Annotated in this window: 23 protein-coding genes; 13 read left to right on the forward strand and 10 right to left on the reverse strand. The window is 61.4% G+C overall.

Annotated features, from left to right (window positions below; genetic code table 11):
* The first annotated feature begins 1 nt into the window (after position 1).
* The gene (gene pcaG, locus GGQ68_RS12675; protein WP_183966550.1) at positions 2 to 589 is read left to right on the forward strand and encodes a protocatechuate 3,4-dioxygenase subunit alpha; all 588 of its coding nucleotides are present in this window, start codon (positions 2 to 4) and stop codon (positions 587 to 589) included.
* A gap of 153 nt (positions 590 to 742) precedes the next feature.
* Positions 743 to 1573, forward strand: coding sequence for a 3-oxoadipate:acetyl-CoA acetyltransferase (locus GGQ68_RS12680; protein ID WP_183966552.1), 831 nt, complete (start codon positions 743 to 745; stop codon positions 1571 to 1573).
* Between the two features lies 1 nt (position 1574).
* Here GGQ68_RS12680 and GGQ68_RS12685 read toward each other — a convergent pair whose 3' ends face one another.
* The 3 genes from GGQ68_RS12685 to GGQ68_RS12695 form a co-directional block, all read right to left on the reverse strand.
* Positions 1575 to 1838: a c-type cytochrome gene (locus GGQ68_RS12685; protein WP_183966554.1), complete on the reverse strand. Its 264-nt coding sequence runs from the start codon at positions 1836 to 1838 to the stop codon at positions 1575 to 1577.
* A 21-nt stretch (positions 1839 to 1859) separates the two neighbouring features.
* A complete protein-coding gene (locus tag GGQ68_RS12690; RefSeq protein ID WP_183966556.1) occupies positions 1860 to 2372 on the reverse strand; it encodes a DUF3859 domain-containing protein in 513 nt (170 codons plus the stop codon).
* 130 nt (positions 2373 to 2502) lie between these two features.
* Entirely contained in the window at positions 2503 to 4101 is a 1599-nt protein-coding gene (locus GGQ68_RS12695) for a phosphoenolpyruvate carboxykinase (protein WP_183966558.1), read from the reverse strand.
* Positions 4102 to 4449: 348 nt separating this feature from the next.
* Between GGQ68_RS12695 and GGQ68_RS12700 the strand changes: the two genes are divergently transcribed.
* The 7 genes from GGQ68_RS12700 to GGQ68_RS12730 are packed head-to-tail and all read left to right on the forward strand — an operon-like array spanning position 4450 to position 9830.
* Positions 4450 to 5151 (forward strand): response regulator transcription factor, encoded by a 702-nt coding sequence (locus GGQ68_RS12700; RefSeq protein ID WP_183966560.1) that lies wholly within the window; start codon positions 4450 to 4452, stop codon positions 5149 to 5151.
* 3 nt (positions 5152 to 5154) lie between these two features.
* Entirely contained in the window at positions 5155 to 6873 is a 1719-nt protein-coding gene (locus GGQ68_RS12705; protein WP_183966562.1) for a sensor histidine kinase, read from the forward strand.
* Positions 6874 to 6876: 3 nt separating this feature from the next.
* The gene (locus GGQ68_RS12710; RefSeq protein ID WP_183966564.1) at positions 6877 to 7290 is read left to right on the forward strand and encodes an HPr kinase/phosphorylase; all 414 of its coding nucleotides are present in this window, start codon (positions 6877 to 6879) and stop codon (positions 7288 to 7290) included.
* Position 7291: 1 nt separating this feature from the next.
* Positions 7292 to 8218, forward strand: a complete 927-nt coding sequence (rapZ, locus tag GGQ68_RS12715; RefSeq protein WP_183966566.1) for an RNase adapter RapZ — start codon at positions 7292 to 7294, stop codon at positions 8216 to 8218.
* Positions 8215 to 8613, forward strand: a complete 399-nt coding sequence (locus tag GGQ68_RS12720; RefSeq protein ID WP_183966568.1) for a PTS sugar transporter subunit IIA domain-containing protein — start codon at positions 8215 to 8217, stop codon at positions 8611 to 8613. Before rapZ ends, GGQ68_RS12720 begins: the two co-directional genes overlap by 4 nt.
* A gap of 29 nt (positions 8614 to 8642) precedes the next feature.
* The gene (locus GGQ68_RS12725; RefSeq protein WP_183966570.1) at positions 8643 to 8921 is read left to right on the forward strand and encodes an HPr family phosphocarrier protein; all 279 of its coding nucleotides are present in this window, start codon (positions 8643 to 8645) and stop codon (positions 8919 to 8921) included.
* 33 nt (positions 8922 to 8954) lie between these two features.
* The gene (locus GGQ68_RS12730) at positions 8955 to 9830 is read left to right on the forward strand and encodes a lysophospholipid acyltransferase family protein (RefSeq protein WP_183966571.1); all 876 of its coding nucleotides are present in this window, start codon (positions 8955 to 8957) and stop codon (positions 9828 to 9830) included.
* Positions 9831 to 9879: 49 nt separating this feature from the next.
* Here GGQ68_RS12730 and GGQ68_RS12735 read toward each other — a convergent pair whose 3' ends face one another.
* The gene (locus GGQ68_RS12735; protein ID WP_183966573.1) at positions 9880 to 10755 is read right to left on the reverse strand and encodes a 3-hydroxybutyryl-CoA dehydrogenase; all 876 of its coding nucleotides are present in this window, start codon (positions 10753 to 10755) and stop codon (positions 9880 to 9882) included.
* Between the two features lie 157 nt (positions 10756 to 10912).
* On the opposite strand from GGQ68_RS12735, the gene GGQ68_RS12740 reads away from it, so the two are divergent.
* The gene (locus GGQ68_RS12740) at positions 10913 to 11758 is read left to right on the forward strand and encodes a DUF6473 family protein (RefSeq protein ID WP_183966575.1); all 846 of its coding nucleotides are present in this window, start codon (positions 10913 to 10915) and stop codon (positions 11756 to 11758) included.
* A gap of 119 nt (positions 11759 to 11877) precedes the next feature.
* Here GGQ68_RS12740 and GGQ68_RS12745 read toward each other — a convergent pair whose 3' ends face one another.
* The 4 genes from GGQ68_RS12745 to GGQ68_RS12760 form a co-directional block, all read right to left on the reverse strand.
* Entirely contained in the window at positions 11878 to 12804 is a 927-nt protein-coding gene (locus tag GGQ68_RS12745; RefSeq protein ID WP_183966577.1) for an electron transfer flavoprotein subunit alpha/FixB family protein, read from the reverse strand.
* Positions 12804 to 13562, reverse strand: a complete 759-nt coding sequence (locus tag GGQ68_RS12750; protein ID WP_183966579.1) for an electron transfer flavoprotein subunit beta/FixA family protein — start codon at positions 13560 to 13562, stop codon at positions 12804 to 12806. The genes GGQ68_RS12745 and GGQ68_RS12750 overlap by 1 nt, the downstream gene beginning before the upstream one ends.
* Before the next feature lie 244 nt (positions 13563 to 13806).
* The gene (locus GGQ68_RS12755) at positions 13807 to 14931 is read right to left on the reverse strand and encodes a M48 family metallopeptidase (RefSeq protein ID WP_246429360.1); all 1125 of its coding nucleotides are present in this window, start codon (positions 14929 to 14931) and stop codon (positions 13807 to 13809) included.
* Entirely contained in the window at positions 14931 to 16199 is a 1269-nt protein-coding gene (locus tag GGQ68_RS12760; protein ID WP_183966581.1) for a DUF898 family protein, read from the reverse strand. The genes GGQ68_RS12755 and GGQ68_RS12760 overlap by 1 nt, the downstream gene beginning before the upstream one ends.
* A gap of 260 nt (positions 16200 to 16459) precedes the next feature.
* Between GGQ68_RS12760 and GGQ68_RS12765 the strand changes: the two genes are divergently transcribed.
* Positions 16460 to 17446 (forward strand): PDDEXK family nuclease, encoded by a 987-nt coding sequence (locus GGQ68_RS12765; RefSeq protein ID WP_183966583.1) that lies wholly within the window; start codon positions 16460 to 16462, stop codon positions 17444 to 17446.
* Positions 17447 to 17461: 15 nt separating this feature from the next.
* Here GGQ68_RS12765 and GGQ68_RS12770 read toward each other — a convergent pair whose 3' ends face one another.
* Complete coding sequence (locus GGQ68_RS12770; RefSeq protein WP_183966585.1) at positions 17462 to 18454, reverse strand: IS1595 family transposase; 993 nt, start codon at positions 18452 to 18454, stop codon at positions 17462 to 17464.
* Positions 18455 to 18574: 120 nt separating this feature from the next.
* Positions 18575 to 21004, reverse strand: a complete 2430-nt coding sequence (locus tag GGQ68_RS12775; protein WP_183966587.1) for a DNA topoisomerase IV subunit A — start codon at positions 21002 to 21004, stop codon at positions 18575 to 18577.
* Positions 21005 to 21181: 177 nt separating this feature from the next.
* Here GGQ68_RS12775 and GGQ68_RS12780 point away from each other — a divergent pair, with 177 nt between their 5' ends.
* Both GGQ68_RS12780 and GGQ68_RS12785 read left to right on the forward strand, forming a co-directional pair.
* Complete coding sequence (locus tag GGQ68_RS12780; RefSeq protein ID WP_183966589.1) at positions 21182 to 21772, forward strand: SH3 domain-containing protein; 591 nt, start codon at positions 21182 to 21184, stop codon at positions 21770 to 21772.
* Positions 21773 to 21810: 38 nt separating this feature from the next.
* The gene (locus GGQ68_RS12785; RefSeq protein WP_183966591.1) at positions 21811 to 22641 is read left to right on the forward strand and encodes an SDR family NAD(P)-dependent oxidoreductase; all 831 of its coding nucleotides are present in this window, start codon (positions 21811 to 21813) and stop codon (positions 22639 to 22641) included.
* The last annotated feature ends 22 nt before the right edge of the window (positions 22642 to 22663 follow it).

Below are 22663 nucleotides of genomic sequence, written 5' to 3' on the forward strand. Positions count from 1 at the left end.
CATGAACCGCTACAAGGAAAGCCCTTCGCAGACCGCCGGGCCGTACGTCCACATCGGCTGTACGCCGAACTTTCTGGGGATCGACGGGATCTTTCCCGAAGACCTTGGCACGACGATCATCACCGGCAACCCGGAGGGCGAGCGCATCACCATCAAGGGCTCGGTGTTCGACGGCACGGGCAACCCGTTGAAGGATGCCCTGATCGAGATCTGGCAAGCCGACCCGTCTGGCAAGTTCGCGGGACGTGGCGGTGTCGAGGGTTTCACCGGCTGGGGCCGGTCGCCGGGCGACATGGACACAGGCGAGTTCACCTTCGAGACGCTGAAGCCCGGTCGCGTGCCGTTCACCGATGGGCGCTTGCAAGCGCCGCATGTGACCTTCTGGATCGTGGCGCGGGGCATCAACCTGGGTCTGCACACGCGCATGTACTTTGCCGATGAAGAGACCGCCAACGCCGAGGATCCGATCCTGACCCGGATCGAGCACCAGTCGCGCATCCCGACGCTGATGGCGGTCAAGGAAGGCGATCACTACCGGTTCGACATCCGCCTTCAGGGCGAGGGAGAGACCATCTTTTTCGATATCTGATGATACCGAGAATGAAGAACGGAAATTGTCAGCTGACAACATTATGATTTTGTTAACGAATCTTGCCGGGGCAGTGCCCTTTGCCCCGGCTTCTCAGTGCGACGAACACGCAGTACACTGCGCAAAATTCGCAGACCAACGCCCGAGGACCCTATGACAAAGCCCTGCATCATCTGTGTTGCCATCACCGGCTCCCTGCCGAAGAAGGCGGACAACCCCGCTGTGCCGATCTCTGTCGCGGAGCAGGTGGAAAGCACGCAGGAGGCGTTCGAGGCCGGGGCGACCATCATGCACGCGCACGTGCGCAACGACGATGAAACGCCGACCTCCGACCCGGAAAAATTCGCGCGGCTGGTGGAGGGCGTCCAGAAACACTGCCCCGGCATGATCGTGCAACTGTCCACCGGGGGCCGCTCTGGCGCGGGTCAGACGCGTGGCGGGATGCTGTCGCTGGCCCCCGACATGGCATCGCTGTCGGTGGGGTCGAACAACTTTCCGACCCGCGTTTACGAGAACCCGCCGGATCTGGTGGATTGGCTGGCCTCCGAGATGAAGACCTACAACGTCAAGCCGGAAATCGAGGCGTTTGACCTGAGCCATATCCTCAAGGCCGCCGAGATGAACAAGGACGGTCGTATTCCCGGCAAGCTGTATGTGCAGTTCGTCATGGGGGTGAAGAACGCCATGCCTGCCGACAAGGAGGTCTTTGACTACTATATCAAGACCATGCAGCGCGTCGCGCCCGAGGGGGAATGGTGTGCCGCGGGCATTGGCCGGCACCAGATCGAGATCAACGAATGGGCCATCGCCGCTGGTGGGCACACCCGTACCGGTCTGGAGGACAACATTCGCATTGATCGGTCGACCCTTGCGCCGTCCAACGCCGCGCTGGTGAAGCGGGCGGTCGAGTTGTGCGAAAAGTACGAGCGCCCGGTGGCGTCCTTTGCGCAGGCGCGCGAGATCCTGGGACTGCGCGCGGCCTGAGTTACAGGCCGCCGAGATAGGCCGCGATGGCTGTCAGATCCTTTTGCGGATCGACGATCGTCGGGAACAGAGCATAGTCATGCGCGGTCTTGATGCCATCCATGGACCGGCCGCGCAGGTCGGCACCGCTGATCTTGGCGCCGTCGGCCCCGTGACAGCGCTGGCAGGCGGCGGTGTAGATGACACCGCCGATGTCGGACTGGGCGGAGGCGGCCTCTGCCATGGGCAGCAGCGCAAGCGAAAGAAGCAGGGTGTGGCATTTCATGGGCTCATCCGATCCAATACATCATGACATTGGCACGCTGCCGCGGCAGGCGCGCTGTACGGCGGGAACACTTCCGGCGGGCAGGACGGTGAAATGCTGCTCCAGGACGATGTCATCTGCTCGTGCAATCTGAAAACGCCAGTCGCCCTGAACAAGTTCATATGGCAACTCGAATGTGAACAGGTTGAGCGCCGGATCGCCGGGGGACAGCGTGGTGGTCCAGCTTTCGACCGTCTGTCCCTGCGGCCCCATGGGCGGGTGCGTGACGATGATCGAAAAGGTGCCGCCCTTGGCCCCCTCGGGGAGGTCGGCGCGGATGCCGAAGCTCAACCCCATTTCCGCAGGAACCGTGGCGGTGTGGACGTCGATGGGGTGATGCTGGTTCACGACGTTGAGGACGCCTGACACGGTGTCGGGCGCTGGGCGGGTGCGCCCCTTTTCGATGTCGCAGATCACCCCGTAGCCGGTCAGCGCGAGGGCTTGGGCGGATAGCGGGCTGGCGAGCAGGGCGAGCGTTAGGGCGAAGCGCAGCATCGGAATCTCCTGTCTGTCGGGGCGCAGAGTATCAGGTCTGCGCGCAGATACGAGCGGCCCCCTGTCACAGCTTCGTAAACGCAAAAGGCCCCCCGCGCTGCGGAGGGCCTTTCGTTCAGGAGCGCGGCGTTCAGCCGATTGCGGCGGCTTTCACGTCCTCGTCGATGTAGGGCACGTACTGCGCAAAGTTCTCGGCGAACATGGCGACCAGTTTGGCCGACTGCGCGTCATAGGCTGCCTTGTCATCCCAGGTCTTCTTGGGGTCGAGCAGCATGTCCGGCACGCCTTCGACGTGGGTGGGAACCTCGAACCCGAAGTTCGGGTCCTTGCGCATCGGAGCGTTGTTCAGCGAGCCGTTCAGCGCGGCATGCAGCAGGGCGCGGGTTGCCTTGATCGGCATCCGCGAGCCGGTGCCGTAAGCGCCGCCGGTCCAGCCGGTGTTCACCAGCCAGCAGGTTGCGCCGTGCTTGGCGATCTTGTCGCGCAGCAGGTTGCCGTAGGCCTCCGGACGACGCGGCATGAAGGGCGCGCCAAAGCAGGTGGAGAAGGTCGGCTCCGGTTCGGTCACGCCACGCTCCGTCCCGGCCACCTTGGAGGTGAAGCCGGACAGGAAGTGGTACATCGCCTGCGCCGGGGTCAGACGCGCGATCGGAGGCAGCACGCCGAAGGCATCACATGTGAGCATGATGATGTTCTTGGGGTGGCCGCCAAGCGCGGTCTTGGACGCGTTGGAGATGTAGTTCAGCGGGTAGGCGCAGCGCATGTTGGCGGTCAGGCTGTCGTCCTCGAAGTCGAGGTCGAAGGTTTCCGGATCGAAGACCATGTTCTCGATCACGGTGCCGAACTTCTCGGTGGTGGCGTAGATTTCCGGCTCAGCATCGGCGGACAGGTTGATCGTCTTGGCGTAGCAGCCGCCTTCGAAGTTGAAGGTGCCGCGATCCGACCAGCCGTGCTCGTCGTCGCCGATCAGCACGCGCTCCGGATCGGCGGAGAGCGTGGTCTTGCCCGTGCCGGAGAGGCCAAAGAACACGGCGGTGTCGACCGGGTTGTTCGGCGCGTGGTTGGCAGAGCAGTGCATCGCCATGATGCCTTTGCCCGGCAAGATGTAGTTCAGCAGCGTGAACACGGCTTTCTTGTTCTCGCCGGCATATTCGGTGTTGCCGATCAGGATGAGCTTCTTGTCGAAGTTCAGTGCGATGACCGTTTCCGTGCGGCAGCCGTGCTTTTCCGGGTCGGCCTTGAAGCTCGGGCAGTTGATGATCGTGAAATCGGCGACAAAGCTGTCGAGATCTTCGCGGTCGGGACGGCGCAGCATGTGGCGGATGAACAGGTTGTGCCAGGCCAGTTCGGTGATCACGCGCACGTCGATGGCGTTGGCCGGATCTGCCCCGCCGACGAGATCCTGCACGTAATAGTTGCCGCCTTTCATGTGCTCCAGCATGTCGGCGTGGAGACGGTCAAAGGCGTCGGCGTCCATCGGGGCGTTGTTTTCCCACCAGATCGAGTCCTCGACCGAAGGGGTGCGGACAATGAACTTGTCCTTCGGGGAACGGCCGGTGTAGGTGCCTGTCGTCACGAGGAAGGAGCCGCCTTTGCCGAGCGTGCCTTCTTCGCCTTTGAGCGCGGCTTGTATCAGCGCGGGCTCCATGAGGTTGTAATAGACATTATCAAGCCCTTCGATCCCCTGATCCTCAAGCTTGAACTGCGGGTTGACCCGTCCAAATGTCATCTGCCTTGCTCCTGTTGCAGCGCTGCGCGCGAAAGAAAGTTGCGGCGCGGTATGCGTCGGTATTCGTTCCTTTAGCATGACGTTTTTCGGAAGTAACAGGACGCAAGTGCGCAGTTAGCGCAACCAAATGAAGTTTAGCGTTACCACCCACCCGCATTGGCAGATCCGTGCCAAGATTGAGGTCCGACTATCCAAAAGGGGTGGTACATTTTAGTCATTCCTTTGCCAAATTCGGGTCCCATGAGCGTGCGGCGCTTTGCTGATTCGCACTTAATGATTGCCGCAAGGCAGGAATTCGCTGATACTTGGGGAAAAAATCAGGTAACAGAGCAGCATAAGGACAATAAAATGTCTAAGATCGCCCTAGTGGACGATGACAGAAATATCCTGACATCGGTTTCGATGACTTTGGAAGCCGAGGGGTTCGAAGTCGAGACGTATAACGACGGACAAGCCGCGCTGGACGCCTTCAACAAGAAGATGCCCGACATGGCCGTTTTCGATATCAAGATGCCGCGCATGGATGGCATGGACCTGCTTCAGCGGGTGCGCCAGAAATCCAAGATGCCGGTGATCTTCCTGACCTCCAAAGACGACGAAATCGACGAGGTTCTGGGTCTGCGCATGGGCGCCGACGACTATGTAAAGAAACCTTTCAGCCAGCGGCTTCTGGTTGAACGCATCCGCGCGTTGTTGCGCCGCCAGGAAGCCGTCGCCGGCGACGTGGTGGGGGACACCGAGGAAACCAAGCTGATGACCCGTGGGTCCCTGACGATGGACCCGCTGCGCCATGCCGTGACATGGCGGGGACAGGACGTGTCCCTGACGGTGACGGAATTCCTGTTGCTGCAGGCGTTGGCACAGCGACCGGGCTTTGTTAAATCGCGGGATCAGCTTATGGACGTGGCCTACGACGATCAGGTCTACGTCGACGATCGCACCATCGACAGCCACATCAAGCGCTTGCGCAAGAAGATGCGGACTGTTGATACAGACTTCTCCGCCATCGAGACTCTTTACGGTATCGGGTACCGCTACAACGAAGAGTAATTGATGGCCCTGGCCGAACGGATTCCCATGCGTGATGGGGACGATGACAATCGTCGAGATGCAGATGTTGTGCTGGGAGACGATTGGGTCGCCCCGGACAGCACCGTCGAAAAGGAACTGCGCGACTCGCGTGCGCAGCGCGGTCTTTTCACGCTTAATCGATCGCCGCTGACCCGCAAGATCATCACGTTCAACCTGATTGCCTTGAACGTGTTGGTGGCGGGGGTGCTTTGGCTGAACTCCTCACGGGATACCCTGGCGATACAGCGCATCAACGCGCTGCAGTCCGAAGTCGAGCTGATCGCTGACACCTTTGAGGTCCAGATGCAGGTCAATGCGGCTCCGCTGGGCAGCAGCGGTAGCGTCGATGTGGCCAGCACACTGAACGGGATCGACCTGCGCGAGGGGATGCAGGTTCTGGTCTATGACAGCGCCACCTTTCTTGTGGGCGAGGCCGTCGGACGTGTGCCGCCAGCGGTCGAAGTGTCTGCCGAGCAAGATGACCCCACGCTGATTGCCGATTTTCTCAACGGGCTGTGGCAGGGCGTTGCCGGTCTGTTCACCTATTTTTCCGATGAGCCGGATCTGGTGCTCGAAGACCGCCTGCGGCGCGAGATCGAGACCGGCGACCCGGCACTCACCCGCGTGGTGCAGGCCGGAGGGGGAGGGGAGACGGTCTTTTACGCCTTTTCGCCCATTCGCGTGGGGGATGCGATCCTCGGCACCGTGGCGCTGGCGTCCTCTGCGGCAGAGATCGATGCCGCCGTTCGCAAGGAGCGGGAGCGCGTGTTGGAGATGTTCATCATCGCAACGCTCGTGTCCATCGGGCTTAGTCTGGTGCTGGCCTCGACCATCGCGAACCCGATTTCCGACCTCGCCGACGCGGCAGAGATCGGGCGGGACCGGGACCGCAAGCACAAGACGACGGGGCGCATCCGCATCCCGGACCTGACCGCACGACCTGATGAGATCGGGCGCCTGTCAGGGGCGCTCAGGGGGATGGTGTCCGCGCTTTACGACCGGATCGACGCCAATGAGCAGTTCGCGGCTGACGTGGCGCATGAGATCAAGAACCCGCTGGCCTCGCTTCGATCGGCCGTGGGGTCGATGCGTATGGTCAAGAAGGACGAGCACCGGCAGAAGCTGTTGGATGTGATCGAACACGACGTGCGTCGGCTGGATCGCCTGGTGTCCGACATCTCCAACGCGTCGCGGCTCGATTCCGAACTGGTGAAGGAAGAGGAACAAGAGTTCGATCTGCTGAAGATGATCGGCAATATCTCTGAATTCCTGGGCGAAGATGCGCGGTCGAAAGGGATCGAGTTCATCTCCGACCTGCCGAAAACCAAGATCACGACGAATGGTCTGGAGGCGCGTCTGGCGCAGGTCTTTGTCAACCTGATCACCAACGCGATATCGTTCTGCGAGGACGGTGATGCGATCCGCGTCTGGGCGCGCAGGCGCGACAACAGGGTTCTGGTTGTGGTCGAGGACACCGGTCCCGGCATTCCCGAAGAGGCCTTGCAGAAGATCTTCAAACGCTTCTACACCTCGCGTCCGCAGTCGGATTTCGGCAACAACTCCGGCCTCGGTCTGGCGATTTCCAAGCAGATCATCGAGGCGCATGGCGGCGTGATCTGGGCCGAAAACATTCGACCGACCGAAGCCGATGTGACATCCGAACCGTTGGGCGCACGCTTTGTCGTGGGCCTGCCGATCTGATAAATGGAAGAGACGGTCCACAGCAGTTCGGTTGCAATCGAAGGGCGCGGGCTGTTGATATGCGGCAGGTCCGGGGCGGGGAAGTCTTCGCTGGCGCTTGCCATGATGGCGCTGGGCGCACAGCTGGTGGCGGATGACCAGACGCGGTTGTGGCGAGAGGGCGGGACGGTCTGGATGCAGGCGCCGGAGGCCATTCGCGGGATGATCGAGGCGCGTGGCATCGGCGTGCTGGCCGCGAAGAGCACGCGCGCCGAATTGGTTGCCGTGCTCGACCTGGATATCGAGGAGGAAGATCGCCTTCCGCCTGAACGATTGAGAAATGTGCTTGGGGTAGACTTCGCGGTGCTTCACAAAAGCGCGGGTCCCTATTTTCCTGCCGCTCTCATGCAATATCTGAGAACGGGACGCAGAGAGTAACATGGACTGTTCGACACAAGAGACCAAACGGATTGTACTGGTCACCGGGCCTTCGGGCGCCGGGCGGTCTTCGGCGATCAACGTGCTGGAAGACCTCGGCTTTGAGACGATCGACAATATTCCCCTGAGCTTCATTCCGAAGCTTCTGGAAGGGGATGACGCGCTGAACAGACCGTTGGCGCTGGGCATTGACGTGCGCAACCGGGATTTCAGCGTCGGCGGGCTTTTGGAACTGCGGGAGACGCTCGGCGCGCCGGATCGGTTGATCGATCTGCTCTATCTCGACTGTTCGGTCGAAGTGCTGATGCGCCGCTACTCCGAGACGCGGCGGCGGCACCCCCTGGCTCCGGATGAAAGCCCGTCGGATGGGATCGAGCGCGAGAAAGCGCTGCTGGAGGATCTGCGCGGCCATGCCGACATCCTGATCGATACCAGCGAGCTGACGGTGCACGACCTGCGGGCCGAGATAGAGGGCTGGTTTGGCGTGGTCACGGGGCAGGGTATGGCCGTCTCCGTGCACAGCTTTTCCTACAAGCGCGGCCTGCCGCAGGGGTTGGACATGGTGTTCGACTGCCGCTTTTTGCGCAACCCGCATTGGGAGCCGGAGCTGCGGCCGCACACCGGGCTCGACAAGGAGGTGTCTGAGTACGTGGCCGAGGATCCGCGCTTTGCCGCGTTTTCCGAACAGGTCAGGGATCTGATCCTGTTGGTGCTGCCCGCCTGTGTCGAAGAGGGCAAGGCGCATTTCGCAATAGGCTTTGGCTGCACCGGCGGAAAACACCGGTCCGTTACCCTCACAGAAAGCATGGCTGCGGCCCTTGCAAGCGCGGGCTGGCGCGTGTCTATTCGGCACCGGGAGTTGGAACGCCGCACTGCAGCACCGTCGGTGCCGGGATCAGCCAATCTAGGTGGAAGGAAAGCCGGGTGATCGGAATCGTGATCGTCGCACATGGTGGACTGGCCCGCGAGTATCTCGCGGCGGTAGAACATGTCGTCGGGCAACAGCCGGGCATGGCGGCCATCTCAATCGAGGTGGATTGCGACCGGCAGTTGAAGCAATCCGAGATTTGCGCCGCCGCCGATGCGGTGGATCAGGGAACCGGTGTCGTGCTGGTGACGGATATGTTTGGCGGCTCCCCGTCCAACCTGTCGTTGAACGCCTGCCGTCCGGATGATCGCCGGATCTTGTATGGCGCGAACCTGCCCATGCTGATCAAACTGGCCAAAAGCCGCCACATGGCCGTCGGCGACGCCGTGCGCAGCGCGCTGGAGGCCGGGCGCAAATACATTGACAGTCAGAACGTTCCGGCTGATCCAGCCTGAGACGCGAGACAGCAGGAAAGACCGACAGTATGAGCGATTCCGTTCGCAGAGACCTCAAGATCATCAACGAAAAGGGGCTGCATGCCCGCGCCTCGGCCAAACTGGTGGAGGTGGTCGAAGGGTTCGATGCCAATTGCGAGGTGTCACGCGACGGCATGTCCGCCGGCGGAGACAGCATCATGGGTCTTTTGATGTTGGCAGCCGCGCGTGGAACCACTATTGAGGTTCAAACCTCTGGCCCGGATGCAGAGGCTCTGGCTGACGCTGTGGAGGCCCTTGTGGCTGACCGTTTCGGCGAGGACTGCTGAGTTCGGGTCTCCAGAACGGGACGCATAGGGGCTATGGTAGACAGCACCCAGACCACTGAGATGACTGGCCCCGCCGTCCCGGCGGCGGAGCCCTACGACAAGAGTCGCGTCAGCTACGCCAACACCTTCACCAACCCATGGAAAGCCAACATCATCCGCGTGATGGAGTGGACGACCGGCAAGCTGCCGCTGTTGCGAATGGTGCGCCGGTTCGAGGCGATGGGCGCTGCGGAGGGGCAGGCCTTTTGGGGTCAGGCGCTGAAGGTGATGGGCATTGATCTGAAGACGCCCGACGCGCAGGTCGCCAACATCCCCAAGGACGGCCCGGTGATCGTGGTGGCCAACCATCCGCATGGGCTGGTCGATGGCATGGTGCTGGCCGAGCTGATCGGACGGCAGCGGACGGACTACAAGATCCTCGTGCGGTCCCTGTTGACCGGGGTGCAGGAGGTCGATCCCTTCATGATCCCGGTGCCCTTTCCTCATGAGGCAGATGCCCGCGAGCAGAGCCTTGAGATGCGGGCCAAGGCCATGGCGCATCTCAAGACCGGCGGCGTGATTGCGCTGTTTCCGTCGGGGGTTGTGGCGTCTTCCAAGGATTGGTGGGGGCCGGCAGAGGAGCAGGGCTGGAATCCCTTCACCGCCAAGATGGTGCAGCGTTCCGGTGCGACCGTGGTGCCAATCTACTTTCCGGGGCAGAATTCGCGCGCCTATCAGATCGCCAATCAGCTGTCCGCGACAATGCGTCAGGGCTTGTTGATCCACGAGGTCGTGCATGCCTGTGGCCGTCCGCAAAGCCCGGTGGTGGGCACACCGATCACCCCCGAGGAGGTGAAGGCCTTTCCCGGCGGTCAGCGGGAATTCGTCGCGTGGCTGCGAGAGCGGACGTTGGCGTTGAAAGACAGCTGAACGGTTGGTCGGGTCGGGGGCCGCAGTGCCCCCTGACCTTTCTCCGGGATCAGCGCGTGGGGACGGGCTCTTCGCCACGATAATCGTAGAAACCACGCTGCGTTTTGCGACCGAGCCAGCCCGCCTCGACATATTTGGTCAACAGTGGGCAAGGCCGGTATTTTGTATCCGCCAACCCGTCGTGCAGCACGTTCATGATCGCAAGGCAGGTGTCCAAGCCGATGAAATCCGCCAGTTCGAGCGGCCCCATGGGGTGGTTCGCGCCGAGCTTCATCGCCATGTCGATGGATTTCACGTTCCCGACACCTTCGTAAAGCGTGTAGACGGCCTCGTTGATCATCGGGATCAGGACGCGGTTCACGATGAAGGCGGGGAAATCCTCGGCGCTGGCGGCGGTCTTGCCAAGTTTGTTCACCACGGCGAGGCAGGCGTCGTAGGTGTCCACGTCGGTGGCAATGCCGCGGATCAGCTCCACCAGCTGCATCACCGGGACGGGGTTCATGAAGTGGAACCCCATGAATTTTTCCGGCCGGTCGGTGCGCGATGCCAGCCGCGTGATCGAGATCGACGAGGTGTTCGAGGTCAGGATCGTCTCGGGGCGCAGGTGTGGCGCGAGCGATTCAAAGATCTTGTGCTTCACCTCTTCGCGTTCTGTCGCGGCCTCGATCACCAGGTCCGAATCGCCAATGGCGGCCATATCCATCGTGGTGCTGATTCGCCCCAAGGCGCCGTCACGGTCTGTCTGGCTGATCTTTTCGCGGCTGACCTGCCGGTCGAGGTTCTTGGTGATCAGGGCGAGCGCGTCGTCCAACGCCTCTTGGCGGACATCGTTGAGGCGGACATTGTACCCTGACAGCGCCATGACGTGAGCAATCCCATTGCCCATCTGCCCTGCGCCTACGACCCCGACTGACTTGATTTCCATGACGCATCTCCAGGCTGTTCGGCGCAACCATATGGCCGCGCGCGGTACAATCGCAAGGGGCGGAGTTTTATCGTCTTATCGAGGAATTTTAACATTAGCGAATTGGCAAAGGGTTTCAGTGATTCTCCTCCCTGGGTGAAGAAAAAGGGGTGTTGCTATGTCTGTACATGGCGGGGGTCATGGGGCCCTGGAGTACTATCCGTGCCGTTACGGAAATTCGCGCGTGCTGTTTCGCGGTCCGTGCAAACAGTTGGATGGCGATTATGTCGCGTTCCTGGGGACGACGGAAACCTACGGTCGGTTCGTTGAAGAGCCGTTCCCGCAGCTTGTCGAATCGCAGCTGCATGTGCCTTGCGTCAATTTTGGTGTCGTGAATGCGGGGGTGGATCTGTATCTGAACGATCCGGCTGTGATGGATCTGGTGATTCAGGCCAAAGCGAAGGTCGTTCAGGTCATGGGCGCGCAGAGTATGTCGAACCGCTATTATTCGGTGCATCCTCGGCGGAACGACCGCTTTCTGAAGGCGTCGGAGCAGCTGGAGGAGCTCTTTCCGGAGGTTGATTTCACCGAATTCCATTTTGTTCGGCATATGTTGGGACGGTTGGCCGAGGTCTCTCAGGATCGTTTCGCGCAGGTGGTGGATGAGTTGCGGCTGGCTTGGGTGGCGCGGATGAAGAACATGCTGACCCAGATCCGGGGGCAGGTGATTTTGCTTTGGTTTTCGGATCATCCCATTCCGGAAGACGATACGCCCGACATGCGGCAAGATCCGCTTTTTGTCACACGGGATATGGTCGACACTTTGCGTCCTCGGGTAAGCCAGGTGGTGGAGCTGATCTCCTCCGAAGCGGCGCGGATGGAGGGGACGGCCGGGATGGTTTTTTCGGATTTCGAAAGCTGCGTCGCGGTGGAGTTGCAGGGGCCTCGGGCCCATGCCGAGGCAGCCCGCGATCTGGTGGACGTCCTGCGCCCGATGGTGGGCGGGACGCCGGTCCTGGATTGAGGCCCTCCGCAGGACGGAGGTGGCGTCGATTTTGGCGTGGTGCCGCGCTGAAACGAAAAGACCCGCCACGGGGGCGGGTCAAATCGGCTGTGTGGGTCAGGGCTGGTGCCCCGACAGGCTCACAGTTTGTCGGTCAGCTCGGGGACGGCCTCGAAGAGGTCCGCAACCAGACCGTAGTCCGCAACCTGGAAGATAGGTGCTTCTTCGTCCTTGTTGATCGCGACGATCACCTTGGAGTCCTTCATGCCGGCGAGGTGCTGGATCGCGCCGGAGATGCCAACGGCGACATAGAGATCCGGGGCGACGACCTTGCCGGTCTGGCCGACCTGCCAGTCGTTCGGAGCAAAGCCCGAGTCGACTGCCGCGCGGGACGCGCCAACGGCCGCGCCCAGCTTGTCCGCCAGCTTTTCGACAATGGCGAAGTTCTCTTCGGAACCCAGGCCACGGCCACCGGAGACGACGATACCAGCGGAGGTCAGCTCCGGACGGTCGCTTTCAGCCACTTTGTCAGAGACCCATTCGGACACGCCGGGGTTTTCGCCAGTCGCGATGTTTTCGACAGAGGCGGAGCCGCCGGTTGCCGCCGCATCGAAGGTCGAGGTCCGGAAGGAGATCACCTTCGTCGCGTCAGACGATTTGACAGTCTGAATGGCGTTGCCCGCGTAGATCGGACGTTCAAAGGTGTCGGCATCGACAACACCGGTCACGTCGGTCAGCACCATCACGTCCAGCAGCGCAGCAACGCGCGGCAGGATGTTCTTGGCGTCGGTCGTGGCAGGCGCAACGATGTGCGAGTAGTCGCCTGCAAGCGAGGCGATCAGCGCCGCAACCGGCTCTGCCAGGCGGTGGCCGTACAGCGCATCCTCGGCGACAAGCACCTTGGCGACGCCGTCGATGGTGGCCGCTTCGTTCGCGGCCTCCGTGGCGGAGGAGCCCACGGCCAGAACGGTCACGTCACCCAGTGCTTTGGCGGCGGTCACGGTCTTCGCGGTTGCGTCCATGGACAGGGTGCCATCGGTGATTTCGGCAAGCAGAAGAACAGCCATTACACGATCCCCTTCTCTTTGAGTTTCGCCACCAGTTCGTCAACCGAACCGACGATCTCACCCGCGGAACGGGTTGCCGGTTCGGAGGTTTTCACGATCTCGAGGCGCGGGCTCACGTCGACGCCGTAGTCCGCTGGGGTCTTGGCATCGAGCGGCTTTTTCTTTGCCTTCATGATGTTGGGCAGCGAGGCGTAGCGCGGCTCGTTCAGGCGCAGGTCGGTGGTGATGATGGCGGGCATCGACACCTTGACGGTCTGAAGACCGCCGTCCACTTCGCGCGCCACAACGGCGGAGTCACCGTCGACTTCGACGGAGTTCGCGTTGGTTGCCTGGCTCCAGCCCAGCAGGGCGGCCAGCATCTGGCCTGTCGCGCCGAGGTCGTTGTCGATCGCCTGCTTGCCGAGAATGATCAGGCCTGGCTCTTCGTCCTTGACGATGGCGGCGAGGATCTTGGCCACGGCGAGCGGCTCGATGTCGGTGTGCACGTCATCTGCGGCCTCGACGAGGATCGCGCGATCAGCGCCCATGGCCAGAGCGGTGCGCAGGGTTTCCTGGCTTTGCTTCACGCCGATGGAGACGGCGATGACCTCGGTGGCCTTGCCGGCTTCTTTCAGGCGGATCGCCTCTTCGACGGCGATTTCGTCGAAGGGGTTCATCGACATTTTCACATTCGCCAGATCGACCCCGGTGCCGTCCGCTTTGACACGGACCTTCACGTTGTAGTCGATCACGCGCTTGACGGGTACGAGTACCTTCATAAGCGTGTCTCTCCTCAAATGGCGGGATTTTCCCGCAAGATTCATCTGTCAGTGGGTGTAGCGCGCGTGGCCCCTTGGAAACAGGGCAAAAACGTCGCGTTGCGCACGTCCTACGTCACGAAATGGCCTCCCCACTTTGGCAGGCTTGTTACCGTTGGCGCACAATCATTACAATAGCAGCTCTGGAAGTGGCACTTAATTACGTTGCGGCGGATTGGCCGGCTGTTTCACGCGTGACCGGGGATCAATCGCAGATGGATTGCAGGGCGCGCCACTCTGCATCAGTCAGAATCGGGGTGGTGTCTGATTGCGTTTCGGCAAAGGCCTCTGCCTGCGCGGCGCGGTTTGCGGTGACGGGGTGGGATGACAGGTATTCCGGCAAATTGACCGGCTCCATCTCTGCCAATGTTCCGAAGAAGTCGGCGAACCCCTCCGCGTCAACCTGCGCATCCGCCAACATGTCGAGGGCAAAGACATCTGCGGCGCCTTCTGCCTCGCGCGTGTAGGAGGCCGACAGCAGGTTTTCCCCGATGAGCGCGATGGCCGCGCCGCCGGTGAAATCACCGATGATCATGGTGAGGATCCCGGCAGAGCCTGCGGCGCGCAGGGTCAAGCGGGTGGCGTCGCGGCTTTCGACGTGGCCCAGTTCGTGGGCGAGAACGCCGGCCACTTCCTCAGGCGAGTTGGCTTTGTCCAGCAGGCCGCGCAGGATCACAACCTGACCGCCGGGCGCGGCAAAGGCGTTGACCATCGGGTGGTCGAAGACCTGCAATTCGATCTGATACGCCATGTCCTGCGGATCGGTCAGGCGGGTGAGCAGCTTGTCCAGTGCGGCACTGCCTTTTGGTGACGCGCAGCCAAGGTCCCCGTCGGCGCCCATCCAGCGCAACTGCCGTTCCATCTGGCGGGTGACGGCCTTGCCAAAGGCGACCTCACGCTCGATGGGGATCAGTCGGGCCAGCGTGTCGGCCATGGCGGGCAAAATCACCAGCAAAACCAAGGCTGTCGCTGCAATGGCCCCGGCGGCATAGAACAGCAGCTTGCGCAGCGCGCCGGGGTGGGTTTCGGTTTTGAACAGGTCTGGACGTGTGCTGTTCAGCCAGCGGATCAGATCAGGGTCCAGAATGACCAGACGCGCGACGTCGCGCGGCGCTTCGTCGTCGGAGGCCGTGTGTCGGGTGACGGTCAGGCGGGTGTCGTCCGCCGTGTCCGACAGCGCACGGATATCCATGAGCCGCCAGTGCAGCGGCTCCGGCAGGCTGTCGCCCGTGATGATCAGCGCGTGTTTGTCCGGCGTCAGGGCAACAGTCACCCGATGGCGCGCCGCCGTCAGACCGTCGAAAAACTGCGCCTCTGTGCCGTGTTGCATCAGATCGCCCCGCCGATATCGAGCGCATCTGCGAACCCGTCCGCATCAATCCCGGTCAACGCCTCACGCTGGCTGACGCGATCCAGACCTGCCGGGTTCAGTACGGTGATCGTCTCGATGTAATGGGCGAGAATCGGCTGGGTGATCAAAACCATGGAGAGCGCCTGCATGACGACAATGCCCACGAGGTAGCCGATCCCGGCAACCAACGCGACGCCCACCATGCGGAACACCATCCCCGACTGGCCGCTGGGGTCGTCGGTCATGAAGGCGTCCTCCATGCCCAACATGAACGGCGTGACCAGCACGGCGACGGCACCAAACACGATTGAGGACAGCAATGCCAGCAGCAGGCCGCCGAGGATGTAGGTCTTGATCACCTGACGGGTGCGCGGGCGGGCGTCGAAGCGGATCTCATCCTCCGGCGTGTCCGCGACGACAACCTTGTGGCTCATCAGGTATCCGAAGGACCAGACGCCGTAATACAGCATCCCCACCATCAGCCAGACGTACCCGACAAAGATCAGCAGCCCACCCAGCACGGCGAGCGCGATCGTTTCATTTGCCATGCCGAAGCCGAATGCCACGCCAGACGCCAACAGGATGCCCAGACCGATGAAGACATGCTTCATCGCCGGGTAAAGCGCGGTCCATTTCCCGTCCTGGCGCAGCGAGGTGGTGCCGTAAAAGCTGCGGTCGGTCATGAATTTTTCCAGCCGGAAGGTCATGAGCGGCGCGAGCAGCCCCAGCGTGAGGATGCTGAGCAGGCCATAGCCCATGGCGCGGATGACGTAGCCCCATGCGCCTTTCTTCATGCCGAGGCGGATGCCGCGAAACCGTGTGCGGGCCATCTTGTACCGGCGCGCGCGGTAGATCGCGAACAGGATGAAGGGCATCACCGCCAGTGCAGAAATGTAGAGGGCGGCCATCTGGCGGACGATCTGTTCATTCGAGGCAGTGTCCGGGTCCACCATCATGTTCAAGCCAAAGTAGAACAGCACCATCTGCACCAGGCCGAGGTAAATGGCGAGAAACACGATGGCGACGAGAAAGCCGAGAAACTTTTCCAGCCCGGTTCCGGTGTATTCAAACGTGTCGCCCCCGGCGTTGACGGAGGACCAGATGTACTTGCGAATGCGCGTTTTTTGCCAAAACCGGTACAGCCCGAGCGTGATGAGCGACAGCAGGCCGGTTTTTAGCGTCAGGCCGAAAAGGGGGCCCTTGCTGCCGGAATACTCAATCGCCATCTGATTTTGTTCTAATGCCATGGGGTTTGCCTTCAAATTATTTTCGGCGGACCTAAAATGTATGGTTGTGCGGGTAAAGTCAGGTTTGCATGGCTCGGTAGGCCACGATGTCAGGTATGGCTGAAAAGCCTGACGAGGGGGTGAAAAAAAAGGGGGTGTCCGCAAACCGTGTTGGCGCCCGCTCGACTCCAGCATTCCTTCCGGTAACCGAGTATATTCTTTCGCGCTTGTTAAAATAGCCCCACATTCACTCAAACGGAATGATGCAGGAGAAATCTGTCATGGACTGGAAGAAGAGGAGTCTTCGTGAGCTCGCTCGCATGATCTGCGGGGACGAGGAGGCGGGTCCGTATTTCCCTTACCGTTCCAGCTCCTACCTTACCGAATTTTTCGAGGACTGCGACCTTGAGTATGTCCATGACGGCAGCACACGTTGGCGCTGGGTGGCGGATCGGCTGGAAGAGGTCATGGCGCTTCCTCAGCAGTCGCCACAACTTCCTCCCGACCCGTTTATTCGCATCATTCAAACACTGCTCGACAGCGGCGAAGCGCAGACAGGAGACGACGACCGCGCCTGTGCGCTGTCTGCCGTGAATACGGTGCTGCGGCGAGAAGGTTGGGAAGTTTTCTACGATGATGGCGCCATCGCCCAGATGCGGCACATCAAGACGAACACGATCGCCCAACTCGTAAATCCTCATCGTCCCTTGTCGTCAGTCGAGATCGCGCGTGGGAAGCATCTTTCCGACTATCTGGACCGGTGCTCCGAAGATGAACTGATCGAGGAAGTGCTCTTACCCCTGTTCCGACAGTTGGGTTTCCACCGCATTACTGCGGCGGGTCACAAAGATAAGGCCTTGGAATACGGCAAGGATGTCTGGATGAAATATACGCTCCCGACACTGCACGTGCTTTACTTTGGCATCCAGGCAAAGAAGGGAAAGCTGGACTCCGCTGGAGTGGGCAAGTCTGGAAATGCAAACGTCGCAGAGATTCATAACCAGGTCAGTATGATGCTGGGCCACGAAATATTCGATCCAGAGCTGAACCGGAGGGTCTTGGTTGACCATGCGTTCATCGTAGCCGGGGGCGAGATCACGAAGCAGGCCAGGAACTGGCTGGGCGGAAAGCTCGACGCTTCAAAACGATCACAGGTGATGTTCATGGACCGAGGCGATATTCTCAATCTCTTCATCACGACGAACCTTCCACTTCCTGCCGGCGCACTCCCTAAGCAACCTGCTGAGGATGATGAGATCCCTTTCTGATACTTGGGCCGTCGCTCAGGCTATCCCGAGTATGTCAGCGGGCTTCACCCCTGCAAGCCTGGCCTCCAGCCATCGTATGTAGCCGCAGAGGTTCTTCGTGGCCGGTCCACAGAAGGGCTTGATGAACCTTTTGTAGCGGGCGTGCAGGGAGTTCACGTTCTGGATGTGATAGCAGCCTGAAGCCACGCGCGTGCCTGGCTTGCTGCCGACTACGCAGTGCTCCAAGCCGACCGCTGCCGCCAGGTTCATGTAGCCATTCCCGCCATCCGAACAGAGCACGGCATCGCCGGGCACCAGCGGCCTCATTGCGCGCTCAAGTGTCACGCCCTTGCGGTTTGGAAGGCGCCTGAAAAGGCGCGCCCCACCTCGGTCAGCGACCGTAAGAATCGGGACTTGCCATCTGGAGAGCCCTCGCATCATCTTCAGCCCTTTGGTCGTGTAATCTTCCCACCTGGGACGGGGCGGCGCCGCGACATTCTTTGGATCTGCGAAGTGACGAACCCATTCGCGAGAACCCTTACGCGACTCCCGCTGGTAGGTTTCATCCGCCTCGATGATTCCCGAGAAACTCGCCGCCACGCTGCTGTTCGCGATGATCGAAAATACGAGCATCCGCCAGCGCCAGACCGTGTATTTGTTGACGTCGAGCTGCGTGGCGAGCTTGCGCACCGACTTCGGTGCGGAGGTGCCCAGCATATCCCGCAGCGCCACCATGAACAGGTCCGGGCGATGAATGCGGCCGATGGCGCTGCCGGTGCGGCCGGAGTAGGTCTTCTTGCAACCGGAGCATCGGTAGCGTTGGATCTTGGTGCGGGTGCGCCCCCACTTCTGGCGCCGTTCGTCGCCGCAGAACGGACACTTGTGTTCTTGGTTTGTCCGTGCTTCGATCTCCGAGATTGCTTCCGTCTTTCTCCGGAGATCTCGGATCTTCGTTTGGGCATCCTCGATCTGGGCCGGGTTCAGGCGGTTGAGGGCGTTGAGAAAACGGCGAAAGTCGTGGTGTAGCAAGGGCATCCTCCGTGGGCAAAGCGGAGAGATATAAGCCATTTCAAAAGATCACGAAGCACACCAACACAGTTTGCGGACACCCCCAAAAAAAATGGGGCGCCGCAGCGCCCCACCCTTGGATCAGTTGAACTTGTTGTCGCGAGGGAAGCCGCGTGGTGCCATGCGCCCGGCGCCAGCACGCTTGGCGGTCCATTCCGCCAGCTCCTCCCCCGTGACAGTGCGGGTCCGCCCTGCGGGGTCTTGCCAGCTCAGCCCTGCCTCCAGCGTGAAGGTGCGCGCGTCGGACATGCCGCCGTCCTTGTATTTCTGCATACGCACGCCCTTGCCACGGCCCATTTCGGGCAGCTCGTCGAGCATGAAGACCAGCAGTTTGCGGTTCTCGCCCACCACGGCCACGGCGTTGCCGGTGACGGGTTTGCAGACCAGCGCGCGGGTCGGGGTTCTGACGTTCAGCACCTGCTTGCCGGAGCGGGTCTGCGCCACAACGTCGTCTTCGGGCACGATAAAGCCGTCACCCGCAGAGGACGCCACGATCAGGCGTTGGCCGGGGCGGTGGATCATGATGTCGAGGATTTCCACATCGTTGGGCAGATCGACCATCAGGCGCAGCGGTTCGCCCATGCCACGACCACCGGGCAGGTTGGCGGCCATCACGGTGTAGAAACGCCCGTTCGATCCGAAGACCAGCAGCTTGTCCGTCGTTTCCGCATGGAAGATGAAGCGCGGGCCGTCGCCGTCCTTGAACTTCAGCTCGCGGTTCAGGTCGATGTGACCGGTCATGGCGCGAATCCAGCCCATCTGGGAGCAGACCACGGTGACCGGCTCGCGCTCGATCATGGCCTCCAGCGGGACGTCCTCGGTTTCGGTCGCCTCGGCAAAGGTGGTCAGGCGCTGGCCGCGATCATAGTCCTTGGTGAACTGCTTCTTGACCTCTTGCAGCTGGTCCTTGACCTGACCCCACTGCATGTCCTCGGAGTCCATCAGGTCTTCGAGCCCGGCGCGTTCCTCCATGAGAGCGTTGCGCTCGTTGACCAGTTCCAGCTCCTCGAGGCGGCGCAAGCTGCGCAGACGCATGTTGAGGATCGCCTCGGCCTGCACGTCGGACAGCCCCTCGGACCGGCCGGAGAAGCGGCGCGGGATGGTGGCAGGACCGTCTTCGTCCAGCAGGACCCCACGGGCGACAGCGTTGGGATCGTCGTGCAGTTCCAGTGCCTTGACGTCGATTCCCGCCAGTGGAGACTGGTAGTCGCTTTCGTCCGTGGCGCGGACGATGGTGGCCTGATGCGGCTTTGACCAGTCCTCGTACATCAGCGCGGCCTTGGGGTCGTCATCGTAGCGGATGATATCGATCACGCGGTCGAGGTTGAGGAAGGCGATGATGAGGCCTTCGAGCACTTCGAGACGATTGTCGATCTTCGCCATGCGGTGCTTGGACCGGCGGATCAGCACGTCGCGGCGGAAATCGAGGAAGGCGCGGAGGCACTCCTTCAGCGAGCAGACGCGCGGCGTCACACCGTCGATCAGCACGTTCATGTTGAGCGAAAAGCGCGTTTCCAGATCGGTGTTGCGGAACAGCGCATTCATCAGCACGTCGGGGTCGACGTTCTTGGACTTCGGTTCCAGCACCATGCGGACGTCTTCGGCGGATTCGTCGCGCACGTCTGCGAGGATCGGCACCTTCTTGATCTGGATGACCTCGGCGATGCGTTCGACCAGCTTGGACTTTTGCACCTGGTAGGGGATCTCGGTGACGATGGCCTGCCATTGGCCCCGGCCCAGGTCCTCCACATGCCAGCGGGCGCGCAGACGGATGGATCCGCGACCCGTGCGATAGGCATTGGCAATGTTCTCAGCCGGTTCGACGATGACGCCCCCGGTGGGAAAGTCCGGGCCCGGCACGTATTGCATCAGCGTGTCGTCCACGGCGTTGGGCGATTTGATCAGATGCAGGCAGGCGTTTATCAGCTCGCCGATGTTGTGCGGCGGGATGTTCGTCGCCATGCCGACCGCGATGCCCGATGACCCATTGGCCAGGAGATTCGGGTAGGAGGCGGGCAGAACGGAGGGTTCTTCGAGGCGACCGTCGTAGTTCGGACGAAAATCGACGGCATTTTCGTCCAGCCCGTTCAGCAGCGCTTCGGCCATCACGGTCATGCGTGCTTCGGTGTATCGGCTCGCCGCCGGGTTATCGCCGTCGATGTTGCCGAAGTTGCCCTGACCGTCCACCAGAGGGTAGCGAATCGTAAAGTCCTGCGACAGGCGCGCCATGGCGTCGTAGATCGCCGCGTCGCCGTGCGGGTGGAAGTCCCCCATGGTGTCCCCTGAAATCTTTGCAGATTTTAGGAAGCCTCCCGTGGAACTAAGTCGCAGCCTGCGCATTGCATATAAGATACGACGATGGACAGGCTTCAGCCCATCCCGCGCATCGGGCAACGCACGGTGCATAATGGTCGAAAGCGCGTACGTTAAGTAGCGCTCTCCGATCGCTCGCCGCAGGGGTTCTGCGGGGTTGCGGATGGGATCGAGGGGATCGAGTTCATCGTCTGACATGAGCGTCGTGATATCGCTGCCTTTCGGGCGCAGCAAGCGACAGTCTGGGAATAAGTCCTGCAATTTCCCTTAGGCGATCTAAGGGGGGCTGATAAACGTAACGCGTTGCTGTCTTGCAGGCGACGGGGTGTCGGGTTGCGACCGATCGCCTCTTATAAAAGTGGGGGTATTTGGGGAATGGTACGTCTTTTCCTTGTGACATTTGGTCTTTTGGGTTGGGCTTGGTTCGAGCTGTCGGGGGGCACAAGTTTTGTGCCCGGCGAAAACGGAGTGCAACTTGTTGCCATTCCAGACGTCGAGACGCCTGCCAGCGTTCAAGTGGCCGCGGCACCCGCCGAGACGCCAGAAATTGTCGCCCGTGACACCCCTGCTGATCTGAATGCCGTTGTCATGCCCGCTGTTGCTGCGCGGCCTGCGCAGGTCAAGACGGTATATGCTCCCTCAGCTGGCGATGCCGTCATCACCCCCGCGTCGATGACCGCAGCGATGCCATCGGATGAGTCCGACTTTGGGATCGACGTGAGCCGCCCCGCCGAGATCGAAGCCACTGTGGCCACTGCCGCGGTCGTGGATTACCGCGAGGTCACGGCGAGCCGTGTGAACCTGCGCGGTGGTCCGTCGACCAATTACAACGTCTTGACGCAGCTTTTGCGCGGTGAAGAGGTCGAAGTGATCGACGACACCGGCGCTGGGTGGGTCAAGCTGCGTGCGCTTGATGGCAACGACATCGGCTGGATGGCCGACAGTTTCCTCACCGCGTCCAACTGAGTATTGACGCGCGGCGGCGAAACCCGTCTGTACCGCGCATGTCTCAGAAAACGATCCTTATCACCGGGTGCTCTTCGGGCATTGGTTTGAACGCCGCTCATGGGTTGAAAGCTCGTGGGTGGCGTGTCTTTGCGTCCTGCCGACAGGAGGCGGATTGCGTCCGGTTCCGGGAAGCGGGCTTTGACAGTCCGCGCATTGATTACACCGACACCGCAAGCATCGAGAGCGGCCTGACCGAGGTGCTGTCCGCCACGGGCGGCACGCTGGATGCGCTGTTCAACAACGGTGCCCATGCCACGCCCGGCGCGCTGGAGGATCTGCCCACAGACGCGCTGCGCGAGATTTTCGAATCCAACGTCTTTGGCTGGCATGAACTGACACGCCGGGTGATTCCGGTGATGCGCGCGCAGGGGCATGGGCGAATTGTGAACCATTCCAGCGTGCTTGGGCTGGTGGTGATGCCTTGGCGGGCGGCCTACAGCGCGACGAAATTCGCCATCGAGGGGCTGACCGATACTTTGCGAATCGAGATGCGCGACACTGGCATTCACGTGATCGCGCTGAACACCGGGCCGGTGACCTCGAAAATTCGCGTGAATTCCATCCCGCATTTCGAGAAATGGGTGGATTGGGAAAACAGCCCCCGTGCCGAACAGTATCGGGGCAGGCTGCTGAAGCGGCTTTACGAATCACGCGGCCCTGACCGGTTCGAGCTGCCGCCCGACGCCGTTACGGAAAAGTTGATCCATGCGATCGAACATCCCCGGCCGAAACCGCGCTATTACATCACCCGCGCCACCCATCTGATGGGTGCGGCGCGGCGGCTGCTGACGACCCGGCGACTGGACTGGCTGATCTCCAAGGGCTGACGTGCCGCAGGTGCGCGGGCTT

This window comes from Sagittula marina, assembly GCF_014196795.1.
GTDB classification, from domain to species: domain Bacteria; phylum Pseudomonadota; class Alphaproteobacteria; order Rhodobacterales; family Rhodobacteraceae; genus Sagittula; species Sagittula marina.

What these genes read in the sequence shown, in the direction of transcription:
- pcaG (WP_183966550.1), top strand. Translation starts at nt 2, where the DNA reads ATGAACCGCTACAAGGAAAGCCCTTCGCAGACCGCCGGGCCGTACGTC.
- GGQ68_RS12680 (WP_183966552.1), top strand. Translation starts at nt 743, where the DNA reads ATGACAAAGCCCTGCATCATCTGTGTTGCCATCACCGGCTCCCTGCCG.
- GGQ68_RS12685 (WP_183966554.1), bottom strand. Translation starts at nt 1,838, where the DNA reads ATGAAATGCCACACCCTGCTTCTTTCGCTTGCGCTGCTGCCCATGGCA.
- GGQ68_RS12690 (WP_183966556.1), bottom strand. Translation starts at nt 2,372, where the DNA reads ATGCTGCGCTTCGCCCTAACGCTCGCCCTGCTCGCCAGCCCGCTATCC.
- GGQ68_RS12695 (WP_183966558.1), bottom strand. Translation starts at nt 4,101, where the DNA reads ATGACATTTGGACGGGTCAACCCGCAGTTCAAGCTTGAGGATCAGGGG.
- GGQ68_RS12700 (WP_183966560.1), top strand. Translation starts at nt 4,450, where the DNA reads ATGTCTAAGATCGCCCTAGTGGACGATGACAGAAATATCCTGACATCG.
- GGQ68_RS12705 (WP_183966562.1), top strand. Translation starts at nt 5,155, where the DNA reads ATGGCCCTGGCCGAACGGATTCCCATGCGTGATGGGGACGATGACAAT.
- GGQ68_RS12710 (WP_183966564.1), top strand. Translation starts at nt 6,877, where the DNA reads ATGGAAGAGACGGTCCACAGCAGTTCGGTTGCAATCGAAGGGCGCGGG.
- rapZ (WP_183966566.1), top strand. Translation starts at nt 7,292, where the DNA reads ATGGACTGTTCGACACAAGAGACCAAACGGATTGTACTGGTCACCGGG.
- GGQ68_RS12725 (WP_183966570.1), top strand. Translation starts at nt 8,643, where the DNA reads ATGAGCGATTCCGTTCGCAGAGACCTCAAGATCATCAACGAAAAGGGG.
- GGQ68_RS12730 (WP_183966571.1), top strand. Translation starts at nt 8,955, where the DNA reads ATGGTAGACAGCACCCAGACCACTGAGATGACTGGCCCCGCCGTCCCG.
- GGQ68_RS12735 (WP_183966573.1), bottom strand. Translation starts at nt 10,755, where the DNA reads ATGGAAATCAAGTCAGTCGGGGTCGTAGGCGCAGGGCAGATGGGCAAT.
- GGQ68_RS12740 (WP_183966575.1), top strand. Translation starts at nt 10,913, where the DNA reads ATGTCTGTACATGGCGGGGGTCATGGGGCCCTGGAGTACTATCCGTGC.
- GGQ68_RS12745 (WP_183966577.1), bottom strand. Translation starts at nt 12,804, where the DNA reads ATGGCTGTTCTTCTGCTTGCCGAAATCACCGATGGCACCCTGTCCATG.
- GGQ68_RS12750 (WP_183966579.1), bottom strand. Translation starts at nt 13,562, where the DNA reads ATGAAGGTACTCGTACCCGTCAAGCGCGTGATCGACTACAACGTGAAG.
- GGQ68_RS12755 (WP_246429360.1), bottom strand. Translation starts at nt 14,931, where the DNA reads ATGCAACACGGCACAGAGGCGCAGTTTTTCGACGGTCTGACGGCGGCG.
- GGQ68_RS12760 (WP_183966581.1), bottom strand. Translation starts at nt 16,199, where the DNA reads ATGGCATTAGAACAAAATCAGATGGCGATTGAGTATTCCGGCAGCAAG.
- GGQ68_RS12765 (WP_183966583.1), top strand. Translation starts at nt 16,460, where the DNA reads ATGGACTGGAAGAAGAGGAGTCTTCGTGAGCTCGCTCGCATGATCTGC.
- GGQ68_RS12775 (WP_183966587.1), bottom strand. Translation starts at nt 21,004, where the DNA reads ATGTCAGACGATGAACTCGATCCCCTCGATCCCATCCGCAACCCCGCA.
- GGQ68_RS12780 (WP_183966589.1), top strand. Translation starts at nt 21,182, where the DNA reads ATGGTACGTCTTTTCCTTGTGACATTTGGTCTTTTGGGTTGGGCTTGG.
- GGQ68_RS12785 (WP_183966591.1), top strand. Translation starts at nt 21,811, where the DNA reads ATGTCTCAGAAAACGATCCTTATCACCGGGTGCTCTTCGGGCATTGGT.